We start from the raw sequence: 16,711 nt of genomic DNA on the forward strand, positions 1-16,711 counted from the left end.
TTGGCCGAGGTGCGATACTGGCACCCTCGTACACCACTCCACAGGACAACGGCTGATGAAATTCATCTCCACCCTTATTGGTTTTGTCATCTTCATCCTGTTTTTCGGCTTCGCGCTGAAGAACACGCAGGAAGTCGACCTGCATCTGTTCCTGCACTATGAGCTGCGCGGCCCGCTGGTGCTGATGCTGCTCGGTTTCTTCGTGTCCGGCGCCGCGCTGGGCGTGCTGGCGCTGACGCCGACCGTGTTCCGCCACCGCCGCGAAACCAATAAACACAAAACCACCATTAACACGCTCCAAAGCTCGGCGCAGCAGGTCACCCGCCAGCCGCAGCCCGACAGCGTCATTACCGAATAACAGCACGAGCACAATAACAAACACATGGAATTTGAACTCTGGTGGTTACTGGGCATCCCGGTCTTCTTCGCCCTCGGATGGCTGGCGGCCCGCGTCGATATACGCCAATTGATTTCGGAGTCGCGCACGCTGCCGCGCGGCTATTACAAGGGCCTGAACTTCCTGCTCAACGACCAGCAGGACCAGGCGGTCGACGCCTTCATCGAGATCCTGCAGCTGGACCCGGAATCGGCCGACATGCACTTCGCCCTGGGTAGCCTGTTCCGCCGTCGCGGCGAGACCGAACGCGCGATCCGCGTGCACCAGAATCTGCTGGCCCGTCCCGACCTGCCGCAGCTGCAGAAGGAGCAGGCGCAGTATGAACTGGGCATGGACTACCTGAAGGCCGGCCTGCTGGACCGCGCCGAGGAAACCTTCAACACCATGCTGCAAGGGCAGTACGGCGTGCAGGCGCGCCGCGCGCTGCTGGAGATCTTCCAGCGCGAGAAGGAGTGGCCGCGCGCCATCGAAGCGGCGATCGGCCTGCAGGAAGCCGGCGCTGGCTCGCGCCAGAAGCAGATCGCGCAGTTCTACTGCGAACTGGCGCAGGACGCGCTGGTGCACCTGCATCCGGAACAGGCGCTGGAGCTGCTGGAGAAGTCGCTGCAGGCCGACCGCGTGAACGTCCGCGCCACGCTGCTGACCGGCGACGCGCAGCTGGTGCAGGGCGATGTCGAAGGCGCGCTGATGACCTGGCGCCGCGTCGAGCAAATCAGCGTGCCACACGTGGCACTGGTGGCGCAGCGGCTGATGGACGGTTACCGCAAGGTGGGACGCCCGCAGGAAGGCGTCAACCTGCTGAAATCTTATCTGGAACAGGCCTCGTCGATCGATCTGATCGAAGTGGTCTACAAGGCGGTGCTGGAACTGGACGGCGTCGACGCCGCCAAGCAGCTGATCTCGAATGAGCTGCGCCGCACGCCGACCCTGCTGGGCCTCGACAAGCTGCTGGAAGCGCGCCTGATGGATGCGCCGGCCAACCTGGTGTCCGAGCTGTCGATGGTGAAGAACCTGGTGCACGGTTATACGCAGAAGCTGGCGCGCTATCAGTGCAGCCATTGCGGTTTCAAGGCGCGCCAGTTCTACTGGCAATGCCCTGGCTGCAGCCGTTGGGAAACTTACCCGCCGCGCCGCACCGAAGAATTGAATGTTATGAATTGAGGTTTAACGCACTATGAAAATCACGATTATCGGCACCGGCTACGTCGGCCTGGTTACCGGCGCCTGCCTGGCGGAGCTGGGCAACGATGTGTTCTGCCTGGACGTTGACCAGCGCAAGATCGACCTGCTGAACAGCGGCGGCATCCCGATCCACGAACCGGGCCTGGAAGAAGTCGTGGCGCGCAACCGCGCCGCCGGCCGCATCCAGTTCTCGACCGACGTCGCCGCTTCGGTGGCGCATGGCGATGTGCAGTTCATCGCGGTCGGCACGCCGCCCGACGAAGACGGCTCGGCCGACCTGCAATACGTGCTGGCGGCCGCGCGCAACATCGGCCAGCACATGACCGGCTTCAAGGTCATCGTCGACAAGTCCACCGTGCCGGTCGGCACCGGCGATCGCGTCAAGGCGGCGCTGCAAGAGGCGCTGACCGCGCGCGGCGTCGATGCCACCTTCTCGGTGGTGTCGAATCCGGAATTCCTGAAAGAGGGCGCGGCGGTCGAGGACTTCATGCGTCCGGACCGCATCGTCATCGGCCATGACAAAACGCCGGAAGGCGAAAAAGCCGCGGCGATGATGAAGAAGCTGTACGCGCCATTCAACCGCAATCACGAACGCACCTTCTGGATGGACGTGCGCTCGGCCGAATTCACCAAATACGCCGCCAACTCGATGCTGGCCACGCGCATCTCGTTCATGAACGAACTGGCCAACCTGGCCGACCGCGTCGGCGTGGATATCGAAGCGGTGCGTCATGGCATCGGCTCCGATCCGCGCATCGGCCACAGCTTCCTGTACGCCGGCGCCGGCTACGGCGGTTCGTGCTTCCCGAAAGACGTGCAGGCGCTGGAGCGCACGGCGCGCCAGTACGATCAGGACTTGCTGATCCTGCGCGCGGTGGAAGCTGTCAACGACAAGCAGAAGCTGGTGCTGGGCCAGAAGGTCATCAAGCGCTTCGGCGCAGATCTGAACGGCCACCATTTCGCCATCTGGGGCCTGGCCTTCAAGCCGAATACCGATGACATGCGCGAAGCGCCGGCCCGTGTGCTGGTGCGCCAGCTGCTGGACGCCGGCGCCACGGTGGCGGTGTACGATCCGGTGGCGATGGAAGAAGCCAAACGCGTACTGGCGCTGGACCTGAACGCGGCCGAACTGGCGCGCGTGCGCTTCGCCACCAGCCCGACCGATGCGCTGAGCGGCGCCGAGGCGCTGGTGATCGTCACCGAGTGGAAGGCCTTCCGCAGCCCGGACTTCGTCAAGATCAAGACGCTGCTCAAGCATGCGGTGATTTTCGACGGCCGTAATCTGTTCGCGCCGGAAGCGATGGCGGAGGCGGGCTTCGAATACCACGGCATCGGCCGTTCCATCCTGACCCGCAGCTGAACGAGGCCTAATGTGACGACGAATCTGGATAAAGTACGCATTCTGGTGGTGGGCGACGTCATGCTGGACCGTTACTGGTTCGGTGACGTTAGCCGCATTTCGCCGGAAGCCCCGGTGCCGGTGGTGCGCATCGCGCGCCGCGAAGCGCGTCTCGGCGGCGCCGCCAACGTGGCGCGCAATGCCGCCGCGCTGGGCGCGCAGGCCGGCCTGCTGGGCATCGTCGGCGATGACGAGGCGGGCGACGAAGTGCAGCTGCTGCTGGAAGACGGCGGCATCCGCAGCTACCTGAAACGCGACGCCGCGATTTCCACCATCATCAAGCTGCGCGTGATCGGCCGCCAGCAGCAGATGGTGCGCATCGATTTTGAAGAAGCGCCGACCGACACCGTGTTGCGCGACAAGCTGGAACAGTTCAAGACGCTGCTGCCGGACTACGATGTGATCGTGCTGTCGGACTATGCCAAGGGCAGCCTGGTGGCGGTGGCCGACATGATCGCCGCCGCGCGCGCGGCCGGCAAGGTGGTGATGGTCGATCCGAAGGGCGACGATTTCACCCGCTACGCCGGCGCCACGGTGCTGACGCCGAACAAGTCGGAATTCAAGCTGATCGCCGGTTCGTGGAGCACCGAGGAGCAGCTGACCGCCAAGGCGCAAGCCATGCGCGCGGAGCTGAAGCTGGACGCGCTGCTGCTGACCCGCTCGGAAGAGGGCATGACGCTGTACACCGACGGCGCGCAGTTCCACATGCCGGCGCAGGCGCGCGAAGTGTTCGACGTCTCCGGCGCCGGCGACACCGTGATCGCCACCATGGCCTGCATGCTGGGCACGGGCGCCGGTTGGCAGCAAGCGGTGGAAACCGCCAACCGCGCCGGCGGCATCGTGGTCGGCAAGCTGGGTACGGCGACCGTTACGCGCGAGGAATTGTTCGCGTCCTGATTGTTCTGGCAACCAGCCCAAGGCCCCGCAGCGGTGAGAACCGTGCGGGGCTTTTTTCTATTTGATGTGATAATTATTTACTAACATCAAGAGGGGAGTGCGAGATGGGCCGTTTTTGGATATTGCTGATGTGGGCCTTGCTGGCGCAGCAGGTGCAAGCGGATACCGTGCAGGAGCGCACGATTGCGTCCGCCACCTCGCCGCATCAGGCCTACCGCAGCGGCAAGCCGGTGACAGTGCACTACGCGCGGCTGGACGGCTATGCCAACCTGGGCGACGGCAACGATGGGCTGCTGGCCTCGCTGAAACAAAGCGTGCAGGATTGCGCCAGGCACAATCCGTCCGCCAAGCCGGTGACGGAATGGCCCGTGCTGATGTGGCCGCACCGGCAGGAAGTCTACGCCACCGCCAACCGCCGCATCGAATATGAAATGGGCGCCACTTTTCTGCTGCATCCGACCGATTGCACGCTGATGAGCGAGGTGGTGTCGAATGCCACGCTGCGTTCGCCCGGCCGCATCTGCATGATCGACCTGGTCAAGAAAATCGCCAGGGGCGACTGCGGCCGCAACGGCCAGGCCGATGCGCCGATCCCGCCCAAGCCGACCGAGAGCCTCGAGCAGGTCATGAAGCGCATGGCGCAGAATCCTGCCATGGCCGCGCAGGTGAAGATCATGGAAAGCGTCACGGCGACCCGCACCGGCGAACGGCGCGTGATCAAGGGCGCCAGCTGCGATGTCTGGCGCCAGAAGATGGGCACGCTGGGCAGCGATTCCACCTATTGCATGTCGAGCGGCGGCTCCTTCATCCCCGCCCAGGCATTCGAGGTGGGCGGCATGGGTGGCTTGATGCTGGACAACGACAATCCCAAAAGCTGGCGCATGCATGCGACCGACGTCAAGATCGACACCCAGGTCAACGACGCGGTGTTCACGCCATATCTGGCGGGTGGTTATACGTTTGAAAAATAAGCGGCTTGATCTGGCTCAGGCGGGCGCGTCAACGCTGGCGTAGTGGTGTCGTTATGGTCGGAGCAAGCTGCGATGGTCGCGCTTGCAGATAACCAAGGAGACATCATGATCAAGCAACTGATACTGGCGGTGGCCGCGCTGGCGGCCAGCATCACGCTGGCCTGGGCCCAGGTCGACGTCAACAAGGCCGACGAAGCCGCGCTGGACAGCGTACGCGGCCTGGGGCCGGCCAAGACCAAGGCCATCCTGGAAGAGCGCAAGAAAGGCGAATTCAAGGACTGGGCCGACTTTGAACAGCGCGTCAAAGGCGTCGGCGAGAAGAGCGCCATTCGCCTGTCGGAAGCCGGCTTGCAGGTGAATGGCAAATCGAAAGACGGCGCCCCGGCCAAGGCGAACGCCCCTGCCAAGACCACCAAGTAGCAGCCAGGCCGCGCACCGGATGACGCCGCGCGCGGCGCATGAGATGATGCGGGCTATGAAAATCTCCCGCATCCTCCACGCCGGCTACGTCTTTGAAAGTGGCGCCACGCAGATCCTGTTCGATCCGGTGTTTGAAAATCCGTTCAGCCGGAACTGTCACGCGTTCCCGGACGCGCGCTTCGACCTGGAGCAGGTACGCCAGCTGCGGCCGGACGCGGTCTTCATCTCCCACTTCCACGACGACCACTGCTCGATGGAGAGCCTGGACCTGCTGGATCGCGCCACGCCGATTTACCTGTACTGCGTCTTCGACGAACTGTTCGCGATGATACGCGCGCTGGGCTTTGCCGACGTGCAGGCGCTGGCGGTGGATGTGCCGGTCACCATTGGCGCCTTCGAAGTGATCCCGCGCCGCGCGCTGGACGCCGATGTCGACTCCATGTTCCAGATCCGCGCCGAAGGCCTGAATGTGCTGAACGTGGTCGACGCGTGGATGGACCCGGAGACGCTGGAACAGCTCAAGCCCTACGCGCCATGGGACATGGTGCTGTGGCCTTTCCAGACCATGCGCGAAGTCGACGTGATCGCGCCTTCACGCGCCGAACCCGGACCGGTGGCGTTGCCCGAAGAATGGCCGCAGCAGTTGCAAACGCTGGCGCCGCGCTACGTGGTGCCGAGTTCCTGCCAGTTCCAGCAGGAGCCGTGGTCGTGGTACAACCGCGCGATGTTCCCGATCACCTATCAGCGCTTTGCGCAGGCAGTGGGCGAGTGGCTGCCGTCGGCGCAGGTGCTGCGGCTGAATCCATCGGTGTCGGTGCTGCTGACTGCCGATGCGCTGACGCCAGCCGCGCCGCTGCCGTGGGTGCTGCCCGTGGGCGATCAGGATATCGATTTTCAATACGACGAAAACATCGTGCCGCCCGCCACCGCCGACATCGCGCGCCACTTCGCGCCGCTGACGGCGGAGCAGGCCGCGCTGGCGCTGGACTTCTGCCGCACTGGCCTGATCGAACGCTATGAAGAAATGGAGCTGCCGGACGACAGCTACTTCGCCACGCCGTGCGTGTGGCAGCTGTCGGTCTACGATCATGCGGGCGGCGTACAGCAGTTCCGCTACCGCGTGCATGGCGACAGCATCGCCCTGGTTGGCGACGACGAAGCGCCGACATGGACCACCGAAATTCCGCTGGCAAAGCTGTACGCCGGACTGGCCCTGGGCGAGTCGCTGACCTCGATGTACATGCGCATCGCCGGCGCGCCGGAAGACGCCGACATCGTCGACGATCCGCTGATTCGCTGCCTGTTCAACGACGCCATCGGCGCCTATCAAGCCGCGCAGCTGCGGCGCCTGGGGATCACGGTATGAAGAAGATGCTTCGCCTGCTGGCGTTATGTGCCGCCACCGCGTTCACCGCAACCGCGCACGCGCAATCGGTCGCCTTCACGTTCGACGACGGCCCGCGGCTGGAGGAGACGCCGCTGCTGTCACCGCAACAGCGCAACCAGTCCTTGCTGGATGCGCTGGCTGCGCACAAGGTATCGGCAGCGCTGTTCGTCACCTGCGGCAACGGTGCCGACCAGCCGGCCGGCTACGCGCTGGCGCAAGCCTGGGGCAGGGCGGGACACGCGATCGGCAACCACACCATGACTCACCCGGACTTGAACAGCACCGACGTCACGCTGGCGCAGTACCAGCAAGAGATCACCGACTGCGACCGCATCACCTCCACGCTGCCGGGCTATCAAAAATGGTTCCGCTTCACCTTCCTGCGCGAAGGCAATACGCCCGAGAAGCGCGACGGCATGCGCGCCTTTCTCGCGCAAACCGGCTACCGCAACGCCTACGTTAGCCTGGACACCAGCGACTGGCGGCTGGACGAAAAATTGAACGAAGTGCTGCGCGCCAACCCCAAAGCCGACCTGACGCCGATCCGGCAAGCCTACCTGTCACACCTGCGCCAGCGCGCCGATGCCTACCGCGACCTGTCGCGCCAGCTGGTCGGGCGCGACATCCCGCAAGTGCTCCTGCTGCACCACAACCTGATTAACGCGCTGTGGCTGAAAGACGCGATCCAGCAATTCAAGGACATGGGCTGGACCATCATCACGCCAGCGGAGGTGTTTGCCGATCCGATCTACCAGCAGCCGCCGGAAAAACAGAACGGCGGCCAAAGCCTGCTGTGGTCCATCGCCCGCAGCAAAAACCAGCGCAAATTCCCCGGCTGGGAGCGCCTGGTGGACGACGGCGATTTCGAAATCGACGCGCTCAAAGCGCAAGGCCTGTAATCATTGCAGCGCCGCAGCAATCGGCATTGTGTTAATCGATGTCCTCCAGCAGATCCCACGAGCGGCGGTATTTGGGCAGGCGGCGTTCCTGTGTGTTCTGCGCTTGATCGTTGGCATGGGCGACCAGGGTGACGGCTGTGCTAAGGGCGTCACTCATGGCCTTGGCGGCGATCGTCATTGCCTCTGCTGCGGTAGCCGGAGCCTTCATAGACGCGCATGCGCAGGCGCGTGCCTTCCGGCAGGAACAGTTGCTTCCATTGATAGCCTCGTTAGGCACCCTATGTATATCCTCCTTGGCTAAATACGATACGATCATGACATGGGCATATTAAGAAACCTCTCCGGCGCGCTTTCGTCTTACCAGCGGCATCTCAATGAGGTGTTGCAGATGATCGCCAGTTCGGACTCGGTTCCGTTGCTGGCCGAATATTCGCGTGATGGTTCCGGCTATGTGCGGCAGGCGGTGCTGGCCCGCTGCGTGGAACTGGCCCGGCCGGAGTTGCTGGCCGTGGTGGCGGAACGCCTCAACGACTGGGTGCCGCAAGTGCGTAGCGCCGCGCGGACCGCGTTGGTGGCGTTGTTACCGTTTGTGCCTGCACCGCAATTGATGGCGGCTCTGCCCATCATACTGCGCTTGCACAGCGTCGGCAGGGGAGATTATGCCGACTGGCTGGAAGACTTTGAGCAGACGCTGTTGCAATCGGTGGCGGTCGACGATATCTGCGCAGCGGCTCGTGGCAGCGATCTTCAAGCTGCGCGCGCCGCAGTGCATTTGCTCGACAAGCACGCCTTGCTCGAACCTGCGGCTGTGATTGAACTCATCCTGCATCGAAGTGACGACATCGTACTTGCCCTGCAAGGTGCCGGCATGTGCAGAAGGCTGGCGCCGGCACAGCAGGAAACGTTGTATCGCGTCGCGGCGCATTCCCACTTCGGCGCTGTCAGAACGGTGGCCCTGCGCGCCTTGCTGAGTACCGCCGGTGTAGACCGCATGGAAATTGCCATCGCCGCGCTAATGGATAAGCAATCATCCGTCCGTCACACCGCCGCGCATTACCTGATCGCGCAGGATTTCGATGTGGCTGCGCATTATCGAAGCTTGTTGGAACAAAGCGACTCCACGGTCAAGCGCCTGCAAATGAGCCTGATCATGCTTGCTGCCTTGCGCGACACTGACAGCCTGCCGCAGGTGCAGTTGTTTGTGCGCAGCGCATATCCAGCGCTTCGCCTGACAGCATTGTCGGCCTGGTTCAAACTGGCGGAGCGTCACAAGGATGCAATTGCATTGGTAGCCATGCACGATGCGTCGCCGCGCGTTCGCAAATTTGCCGTGCAACTGGTGCTGCGCTACGGCGCGTACATTCCGTTCTCCGCCATTCTCCAACAACTGGCCGTCAGCGAGGATGTGCTGCTGGTGATGCAGCTCGCCAGAACGAATCGCTGGAACTGGCTGGAATGTGCAGCGCGTGTTTGCTTGCAGCGCGGCGTGGACGAGGCGCGAAGATTGGGATTGGTGGAGGCATTGGCGGGGTGGCTTACCAGGTCGCAGTGGTACGAGCCAGACCATGAACAGCGCCAGTTCCTGCTATCGGAACTGGTAATGTCTGTGTTCGGCCAGCTCCTATCGCCGCAACAGCTGGTGCTGCTCCAGCACGATTTACTGCGCTAGTCGGGGCCGCTAAAAGCGTTCACCAGTGAAAGCATAGGCCAGCGCTCAATAAGTCTTTTCGACGTTACACGTTGCATGAAGACGTCTGCGCTTGCTCGCGTGGCGTTGTGTCGAAGCTTTAAGTCAAACAGGTCCTGGAGGCCATGCGGCGCAATCACCTCGATGGTATCGTCCGCGTTGAGCTTAACGCCGACACAGGTGGCGTACTCCGGCCAGGTTGCAATCCCATCTTCCAGTGAGCGCAGCGGCGTCACAATTTGGCTGTGCGCTTTCAAGAACCATTTATGGATCAAAGCCTGGTTCGTCACCTCCCAGCGGACCGAGGGGGAGATGGCGAGGAGTCGCCTGGTGAGTTCCTCATCTTGCTTTTCGTTGGCGGACTTGTCGTAATACGTCACATCAACATCATCGTAATGAGACGGCTCACTGAATCCATGTAGATGGTCCCACACCAGTCCCCTCACGACTCCCGCGCCAATACACCAGGATTCCAGATGAAGACTTCTGACCGCTGCCAGCAGCGCCATCAAGGTGGAAGAAGAACGTACCATCCGGCTCAGGCGTTCTTCCAGTTCCTGTTTATGGTCGCTCATCCGGCGTTATTGCGCCACCTTGTCAGCCGGCAGGTTGGCAAGGAACTGGTGGATCTGCGACACCACCGCCGCGCCTTCGCCCACCGCCGCCGCAACGCGCTTGGTGGACGACGCGCGCACGTCGCCGATGGCGAACACGCCCGGCACGCTGGTCTCCAGCGCCGCCCGGGACGGCAGGTCGCGCGGATAGACGCCGTTGGCGAAGTTGGCCTTGCACTGCGACTTGGTGACGTCGAAACCGGTGCGGATGAAACCATGCGCATCGACATCCACGCCGCAGTCGCCCAGCCAGCCGGTATTCGGATCGGCGCCGATGAACAGGAACACGCGGCAAACGTCGTAATCGCATTCCTGCCCGCTCTTCGCATTGCGCGTACGCACTTGCTTCAGGCCGTCTTCGTCACCTTCCAGTGCAACGATCTCGGTGGCGGTGTGCAGCGAGATATTCGGCGTGGCGGCGATGCGGTCGATCAGGTAGCTGGACATGGTGGACGACAGACTGTCCTTGCGGATCAGCATGTGTACCTTCTTGGCATAGCCCGCCAGGAACACCGCCGCCTGCCCAGCCGAGTTGCCGCCGCCGACCAGGATGATTTCCTCCGTCTTGCACAGGTTGGCCTCGACCGGCGACGCCCAGTAGTACACGCCATTGCCCTCGAACTGCTTGAGGTTGGCCAGCGACGGCCGGCGGTAGCGCGCGCCGCACGACAGCACCACGGTCTTGGCCTTGAGCATTTGCAGGCTGCCGCACATTTCCACTTGCAGCGGATAGGTGTCGCACACCAGCCGTCCCGCCGGCGCCGGAATGGCAATCTCGACGCCGAATTTCTGCGCCTGCACGTAAGCGCGTCCGGCCAGCGCGCGACCGGAGACGCCGGTCGGGAAGCCGAGGTAGTTTTCGATGCGCGCGCTGGCGCCGGCCTGGCCGCCGTAAGCGCGGGTTTCCAGCGCCAGCACCGACAGGCCTTCCGACGCCGCATACACGGCAGTCGCCAGCCCGGCCGGACCGGCGCCGACCACGATCACGTCCCACACCTTTTCGGTATCCAGTTCCGGCAGCATGCCGAGGCAGCGGCCGATGTCGACCACGGTCGGATTTTTCTTGACCGCGCCGTCCGGGCACACCACCAGCGGCAGCTCTTCCGACTTCGGTTCGTAATGCTTCATCAGGTCGGCGGCCTGCTGGTCGTGTTCCGGATCGAGTACCACGTGCGGATGGCCGTTGGCCGCCAGGAAAGTTTGCAGCGTGTGAATGCGGCCATGGCCGCGCGGACCGACAATCACCGGTCCGCCAGAAGCCTGCTCGATCAGGCCGACGCGGCGCAGGATCAGCGCGCGCACGATGCGCTCGCCCAGATCGGCATGCGCCACCAGCAACTGGCGCAGCGACTCCGACGGCACCACCAATACTTCCACATCGCCCACCGCATGGCCGTTGCCCAGCGCGGGCCGGCCCGACAGCTGCGCCACTTCGCCGCTGAACTGGCCGGGCAGGTGGGTGGTCACATACGAGGTGTTGCCGAGGCCGTCATAGCGGTTGACTTCGATGCCGCCCTTGAGCACCAGCATCAGGCCGAAGCTGGTCTTGCCGGCCTCGAAAATCGTCTCACGGTCCTTGAAGCAGACCACATGGCCGAAGCGGTGCATGTGGCGGATGTCGGACGCACTCAGCGTCGGGAAAATCTGGTGTGCGCGCTGCTCCAGATCGAGCGTGGTGCGAGGGATCGGCTCGTCCGGAGTTTCTTCCGGCAGGAGTTCGGAGGGGGAGGTAGCCATGGTGAATCCGGGGGTATGAAGATGGTTGCACAAGTGTTGCCAGTCTAGCCGATGCGGCACCCTCCGTGCAAAGTCTTATGAGGTAGTCGGCCGCTTTCAGGCAACTCGGCTAAAATGGTTGTTTTGGCGAACCTACACATAATAAGACGATGGCTTACAAGACCCTGCAAGATACGATCGGTAACACGCCGCTGGTGCAGCTGACGCGCCTGCCCGGCGCCGATGCGGCCGCCCGCAACAACATCATCCTCGGCAAGCTGGAAGGCAACAATCCGGCCGGATCGGTCAAGGACCGCGCCGCGCTGTCGATGCTGATGCGGGCCGAGGAGCGCGGCGACATCAAGCCGGGCGATACGCTGATCGAAGCCACCAGCGGCAACACCGGCATCGCGCTGGCCATGGCGGCCACCATTCGCGGCTACAAGATGTTGCTGCTGATGCCGGAAAACCTCAGCGTCGAGCGCCGCCAGAGCATGGCCGCCTACGGCGCGCAAATCATGCTGACGCCGAAAACCGGCGGCATGGAATACGCGCGCGACATGGCCGAGCAGCTGCAGAAAGATGGCAAAGGCATCATCCTCGACCAGTTCGCCAACCAGGACAACGCCCGCGCGCACTATGAAGGCACGGGCCCGGAAATCTGGCGCGACACCGACGGCCGCGTGACCCATTTCGTCAGCGCCATGGGTACCACCGGCACCATCATGGGCACCTCGCGTTACCTGAAGGAACAGAATCCGGAGATCCAGATCATTGGCGCCGAGCCGGAAGAGGGTTCGTCGATTCCCGGTATCCGCAAATGGCCGGAAGCCTACCTGCCGAAAATTTATGACCGTTCGCGCGTGGACCGCGTGGAGGCGGTGTCGCAGGCGGCGGCCGAGCGCATGGCGCGCCGCATGGCGGCCGAGGAAGGCATCTTCTGCGGTATTTCGGCGGCCGGCGCTTGCGAGATTGCATTGCGCATCTCGCAGACGGTGGAGGACGCCACCATCGTGTTCATCGTCTGCGACCGCGGCGACCGCTATCTGTCCACCGGTGTATTTCCTGCCTAAGCGCCAGCTTAAAACGCCAGCGTAAACGCAACAACGCCCTCGTCCCTTGCGTAAAGGGAGGAGGGCGTGCTGACAGGACTAAGTAACGCGGGCTGGATTAGCCGTTGTTGCTGCCGCCTGGGGTTTCGCCTTCTTTAGGCTTGAATTGCTTGTCGCTGATGCGGAACTTGTTGCGGCGGTCGCCCATCAAGTAACGCAGGTCGCGAATGCTCAGATCGCTTACTTCGTGCATGCGGATCAGCAGCGATGCGCCGACCGGCAGGCGGTGGTGACGGATCTTGCTGATCACAGGCGGTGCGACTTCCAGCGCGCGCGACAGCGCTGCGTCGTTTTTCAGGCGCAGGTTCTCGATCAAAGTATCGAGCAGGCGGTTGGGATTGTATTGCAGCAGATCATCGCCATCCGCATCGTTGTTCATGTCTATGCCGACTTGGTTTGTCATGTCGTCTTTTCCTTCTGTAAAGTTGTCCTGCAAAGTACAACACTCGGAGCTTTGCTGCGTCAATGTCCATCCTTACCAAGGGAGAATTCACACACGGACACGGATTTCAGGATAACAAGTTTCATAATATATACACAATTGTACAACACTCCGCAATCTAATACTCAGCAGCAATACAAAAAAGCTCTTCCCGCATGGTATTGTTGTCGGTCTGCAACATTGTGTGAGAATTATACACCGAGTTGTGTGATAAGCTCAGTCGTGCACGCTTTGTTTATCGATTAAAGTTAATTGTATAACAATTGCGTTGTAAAGCAGCTCACTGAAGGCTGTCAATACCGCAAGTTTGACCAAACTATTGCCAAGTGTCAACAAAACAATACCGCGCATGACTGCACGGTACAAGTCGATTTACGCTTGCTTACATTCCTGAAGCGCTCGTTGACGCCGAAGGGGCAGCTGCAACGCCGCTGCGCGCCAGCTTCACAGTCCGTCCCAACTCCACCACCGACATCGCGTAGAAGTAGCTGCGGTTGTACTGTGTGATGGCAAAGAAGTTGGCGTTGGCCAGCCAGTATTCGGTCGGCTCGGCGCCGTTCTGCAAATCCACCAGACCATACAATTGATCGGGCGCCGGCGTGGCGGTGGTGACGCCAGCCGCGCTCAGCTCGCCGTTGCGGTACTTCGCCACCAGCCCCTGGTTCAGCAGGCTGTCCCAGGCGCGGTTGGGCGACACGGTGGCCGCGTACACCGGCGGTCCGGCCAGCTCGCGCTGCCAGCCGTGCGCCGCCAGGAAGGCCGCCACGCTGCCGATGGCGTCGCTCGGGGAGTTCAGCAGATCGATGGTGCCGTTGCCGTCGAAGTCCACCGCATATTTCATCAGGCTGCTCGGCATGAATTGCGGCATGCCGAGCGCGCCGGCAAACGAGCCTTTCAGCGACAGCGGATCGGTGCCGCTCTGGCGCGCGAACAGCAGCGTGGCTTCCAGTTCGCCGCGGAAGAATTCCATGCGCTCACGGCGCTGCGGCGCTTCCGGATACGAGAACGCCAGCGTGGTGATGGCGTCCAGCACGCGGAAGCGGCCGGTATTGCGGCCATACACGGTTTCCACGCCGATGATGCCGACGATGATTTCGGCCGGCACGCCGTACAGCGATTCGGCGCGGTTGAGCGCCTCGGCGTTGTCGTTCCAGAACTTGATGCCGGCGTCGGTGCGCACCGGATCGATCATCAGCTTGCTGTAGGCTTGCCAGTTCTTCGGCTTGCCGGGCGGCGCCGGCTTGACCAGCTGCACGGCGGCGTCCACATAGCGGACTTGATTGATCAGCGTGGTCAGCTCGGCGCGGTCGAAGCCGTCGCGGCTGGCGATGTCGTCGAGGAAGGCGCGTACCTCTTTCCAGTCGCCGAAGTTGACGAATTCGCCGGTGTAATCGACCGCCGGCGTGGCTTTCTTGACGGGCGCTTTCTTGGCTTTCTTCTTGGACTGCATGCTGGGCGGCAGCTTGTAGCCGTACTGGTCCACCGGAGCGGCGTGGCTGGCGGCAAGGGTGGCTGCGCTCAGCAGCAGGGCGGTGATCAAAGTCTTCATCGGCATAAGGGTAGCAAGGTTGTCAGCGTCGCCAGCGACGCGGAACGTGATTCGGTCCCGCCGGCGCCATACTTCAGCATACCGTACAGGTGTAAAAACTGCTCCATGGCAGCGTGTTTTTCCGTGCTGGCGGGCATGGTCCGCAGCCGCGCCGCATAGCTGCGCGGGCCTTCGGACGGCGCCCGGCCGTAGCCGTGGCGCAGCTGCTGCTTGCAGAAGGCCGCGTACAGCGCCTCCAGCGCATCGGCCGGGCGGCGCGCGCGCTGCCAGCGCAGCACGGCCAGCAAGACCGCCACCAGCACCGCACCGAGTGCCATGCGCCAGTGGCCGAACATGCCGCTTAGTTCCTCAAGGAAACTCCGCTGCCTATCGGGATTGTAATCCAGTACCCATTGATTCCATGAATTATTCAGTGCGGCATAGGCGAATCTGAGTTGCGCCAGCCACGAATCGGGATTGTTTTGCAGGTCCAGCAACGGCGCCAGGCCGAACGGGGCTGGACGCGGCAAGGCGCGCGCCAGGTTGCGCTCGACCCGTTCTGGGGCGACGGCGGCGGTGGGGTCGACGCGCTGCCAGCCGGTTTGCTGGCTCCAGATCTCGGCCCAGGCGTGGGCGTCGGACTGGCGCACGGTGAGGTAGCCGTCGACCGGATTGCGTTCGCCGCCCTGGTAGCCGGTGACCACCCGCGCCGGCACTCCCATGGCGCGCATCAGCACCACGTAGGCACCGGCGTAGTGTTCGCAAAAGCCGGCGCGGGTAGTGAACAGGAAATCATCGACCGCGTTGGCGCCGGTGAGCGGCGGCTCCAGCGTGTAGCTGTAGTCTTGCGTACGGAAGCGGGTCAGTATGGTGTTGCTGAGTTGCTGGACCGGCGCGTCGGCGGGGGCTGCGGCGCGTAGCTGTTGCGCCAGCGCCAGCGTGCGCGGGTTGAAGCCGGCCGGCAGCTCCAGCCAGTGCGTCATGCGCTGCGGGCTTTCTCCGGCCTGTAGCGTGTAGTCCAGATAAGCCGCCGCGTCGTAGCGCACGCGGTGGGTGACCGGTTCGGTAGTGAACTGCTCCATCTCGTCGCTGTCGCGCAGGCGGAAGCCGGGCACGCTGAGATTCGGCGCGGCCAGTTCCAGCAGCGCCAGCCAGCGCGTGTTACTGGGCTCCATGGTGGTTTCGTAGCGCACTGGTGCGCCGCGCGCGTGGATCGCCACTTCCAGCCGTTGCAGGCCGCGTTTGCGCGGCACGCGGGTCCAGGTGCGGCCGTCGTAGTCGCCCAGCACGATGCTGCGCCAGTACAGCTGCTGCTGCGCCGGCACCGCGCCGGCAAAGCGCACGCGGAATGCGATGTCGTCCGACTGCGCCAGCGACGACAGCGTGCCAGGCGCCATGCTGTCGCTCAAGCCCGAGCGGGCGCTGTTGGCGTCGCCCGGCAGTCCCCACAGCGGCCCTTGAATGCGCGGGAAGGCGACAAACAACAACAGCGCTAGCGGCGCGGCCAGCGCGCCGACCTTGAACGTCGTGCGCAGACGGCGCGCCAGCGGCGGCACCAGGCCGGTGTACTGGAACGACTGTTGCGCGGTCAATAGCATCAGCAGCGCCAGCACCGTCCACAGCGCGGTCGGCATCGACTGCGAGTAGAGGAAATTGGTCAGCAGGACGAAGAAGCTTAGGAAGGTCACCACGAACAGGTCGCGTCTGGCGTGCATTTCCAGCAGCTTGAAGGCCAGCAGCAGCACCAGCATGGCGACACCGACCTCGCGGCCCAGCAGCGTGTGATAGCTGCGGTAGACGCCGGCCATGGCCGCCACCGCGATCGGCACCAGCAGCCAGGTTGGCGGCATGCGCTTGCCCAGCCAGGTGATGGCCGCGCGCCACAGCAGCGTGGCGCAGGCGAGGGCGCTGATCCACAGCGGCAGATGGGCGAAATGCGGCGCCAGCACCATCAGCGCGGCGGCCAGCAACAGCAGCGTATCCGACTTGTCGCGCGTCAGCCTTAGCGCCAGCCGTGCGCGTGGCCCGCTGGTCGCGCCATGGGCCGGCCCAGCGGGCTG

At 63.3% G+C, this 16,711-nt stretch carries 16 protein-coding genes; 10 read left to right on the forward strand and 6 right to left on the reverse strand.

Annotated features, from left to right (window positions below; translation table 11 throughout):
* The first annotated feature begins 55 nt into the window (after positions 1-55).
* From GTP69_RS27635 to GTP69_RS27670, 8 genes are all read left to right on the forward strand, one after another.
* The gene (locus GTP69_RS27635; protein WP_161047053.1) at positions 56-358 is read left to right on the forward strand and encodes a LapA family protein; all 303 of its coding nucleotides are present in this window, start codon (positions 56-58) and stop codon (positions 356-358) included.
* Between the two features lie 24 nt (positions 359-382).
* Positions 383-1,558: a lipopolysaccharide assembly protein LapB gene (gene lapB / locus GTP69_RS27640; protein WP_161057893.1), complete on the forward strand. Its 1,176-nt coding sequence runs from the start codon at positions 383-385 to the stop codon at positions 1,556-1,558.
* 13 nt (positions 1,559-1,571) lie between these two features.
* Complete coding sequence (locus GTP69_RS27645) at positions 1,572-2,939, forward strand: UDP-glucose dehydrogenase family protein (protein ID WP_161057894.1); 1,368 nt, start codon at positions 1,572-1,574, stop codon at positions 2,937-2,939.
* Positions 2,940-2,951: 12 nt separating this feature from the next.
* Positions 2,952-3,875, forward strand: coding sequence for a D-glycero-beta-D-manno-heptose-7-phosphate kinase (gene rfaE1, locus GTP69_RS27650; RefSeq protein ID WP_371868158.1), 924 nt, complete (start codon positions 2,952-2,954; stop codon positions 3,873-3,875).
* Between the two features lie 104 nt (positions 3,876-3,979).
* Entirely contained in the window at positions 3,980-4,846 is an 867-nt protein-coding gene (locus GTP69_RS27655; protein ID WP_161057895.1) for a hypothetical protein, read from the forward strand.
* 105 nt (positions 4,847-4,951) lie between these two features.
* Positions 4,952-5,266, forward strand: a complete 315-nt coding sequence (locus GTP69_RS27660) for a ComEA family DNA-binding protein (RefSeq protein WP_161057896.1) — start codon at positions 4,952-4,954, stop codon at positions 5,264-5,266.
* 55 nt (positions 5,267-5,321) lie between these two features.
* Positions 5,322-6,632 (forward strand): MBL fold metallo-hydrolase, encoded by a 1,311-nt coding sequence (locus GTP69_RS27665; RefSeq protein WP_161057897.1) that lies wholly within the window; start codon positions 5,322-5,324, stop codon positions 6,630-6,632.
* Positions 6,629-7,552, forward strand: coding sequence for a polysaccharide deacetylase family protein (locus GTP69_RS27670; RefSeq protein ID WP_229261179.1), 924 nt, complete (start codon positions 6,629-6,631; stop codon positions 7,550-7,552). Before GTP69_RS27665 ends, GTP69_RS27670 begins: the two co-directional genes overlap by 4 nt.
* Positions 7,553-7,583: 31 nt before the next feature.
* On the opposite strand, the gene GTP69_RS27675 is transcribed toward GTP69_RS27670, so the two are convergent.
* Positions 7,584-7,730, reverse strand: a complete 147-nt coding sequence (locus GTP69_RS27675; RefSeq protein WP_161057898.1) for a hypothetical protein — start codon at positions 7,728-7,730, stop codon at positions 7,584-7,586.
* Between the two features lie 141 nt (positions 7,731-7,871).
* Between GTP69_RS27675 and GTP69_RS27680 the strand changes: the two genes are divergently transcribed.
* Positions 7,872-9,221, forward strand: a complete 1,350-nt coding sequence (locus tag GTP69_RS27680; protein WP_161057899.1) for a hypothetical protein — start codon at positions 7,872-7,874, stop codon at positions 9,219-9,221.
* On the opposite strand, the gene GTP69_RS27685 is transcribed toward GTP69_RS27680, so the two are convergent.
* A complete protein-coding gene (locus GTP69_RS27685) occupies positions 9,218-9,814 on the reverse strand; it encodes a nucleotidyltransferase family protein (protein WP_229261180.1) in 597 nt (198 codons plus the stop codon). The genes GTP69_RS27680 and GTP69_RS27685 overlap by 4 nt on opposite strands.
* Before the next feature lie 6 nt (positions 9,815-9,820).
* Entirely contained in the window at positions 9,821-11,590 is a 1,770-nt protein-coding gene (locus tag GTP69_RS27690) for an FAD-dependent oxidoreductase (protein WP_161057900.1), read from the reverse strand.
* 149 nt (positions 11,591-11,739) lie between these two features.
* On the opposite strand from GTP69_RS27690, the gene cysM reads away from it, so the two are divergent.
* Entirely contained in the window at positions 11,740-12,642 is a 903-nt protein-coding gene (cysM, locus tag GTP69_RS27695) for a cysteine synthase CysM (protein ID WP_161057901.1), read from the forward strand.
* A 97-nt stretch (positions 12,643-12,739) separates the two neighbouring features.
* Here the strand turns inward: cysM and GTP69_RS27700 are convergent, their stop codons facing one another.
* The 3 genes from GTP69_RS27700 to GTP69_RS27710 all read right to left on the reverse strand — a co-directional run bounded on the left by GTP69_RS27700 (position 12,740) and on the right by GTP69_RS27710 (position 16,663).
* Positions 12,740-13,084, reverse strand: a complete 345-nt coding sequence (locus GTP69_RS27700) for a hypothetical protein (RefSeq protein ID WP_110846846.1) — start codon at positions 13,082-13,084, stop codon at positions 12,740-12,742.
* A gap of 421 nt (positions 13,085-13,505) precedes the next feature.
* The gene (gene mltB / locus GTP69_RS27705; protein WP_161057902.1) at positions 13,506-14,678 is read right to left on the reverse strand and encodes a lytic murein transglycosylase B; all 1,173 of its coding nucleotides are present in this window, start codon (positions 14,676-14,678) and stop codon (positions 13,506-13,508) included.
* A complete protein-coding gene (locus GTP69_RS27710; RefSeq protein WP_229261181.1) occupies positions 14,669-16,663 on the reverse strand; it encodes a transglutaminase TgpA family protein in 1,995 nt (664 codons plus the stop codon). Before GTP69_RS27710 ends, mltB begins: the two co-directional genes overlap by 10 nt.
* Positions 16,664-16,711: the final 48 nt, after the last annotated feature.

It is taken from the genome of Duganella levis (genome assembly GCF_009857605.1).
In the GTDB taxonomy this organism is placed as follows: domain Bacteria; phylum Pseudomonadota; class Gammaproteobacteria; order Burkholderiales; family Burkholderiaceae_D; genus Rugamonas; species Rugamonas levis.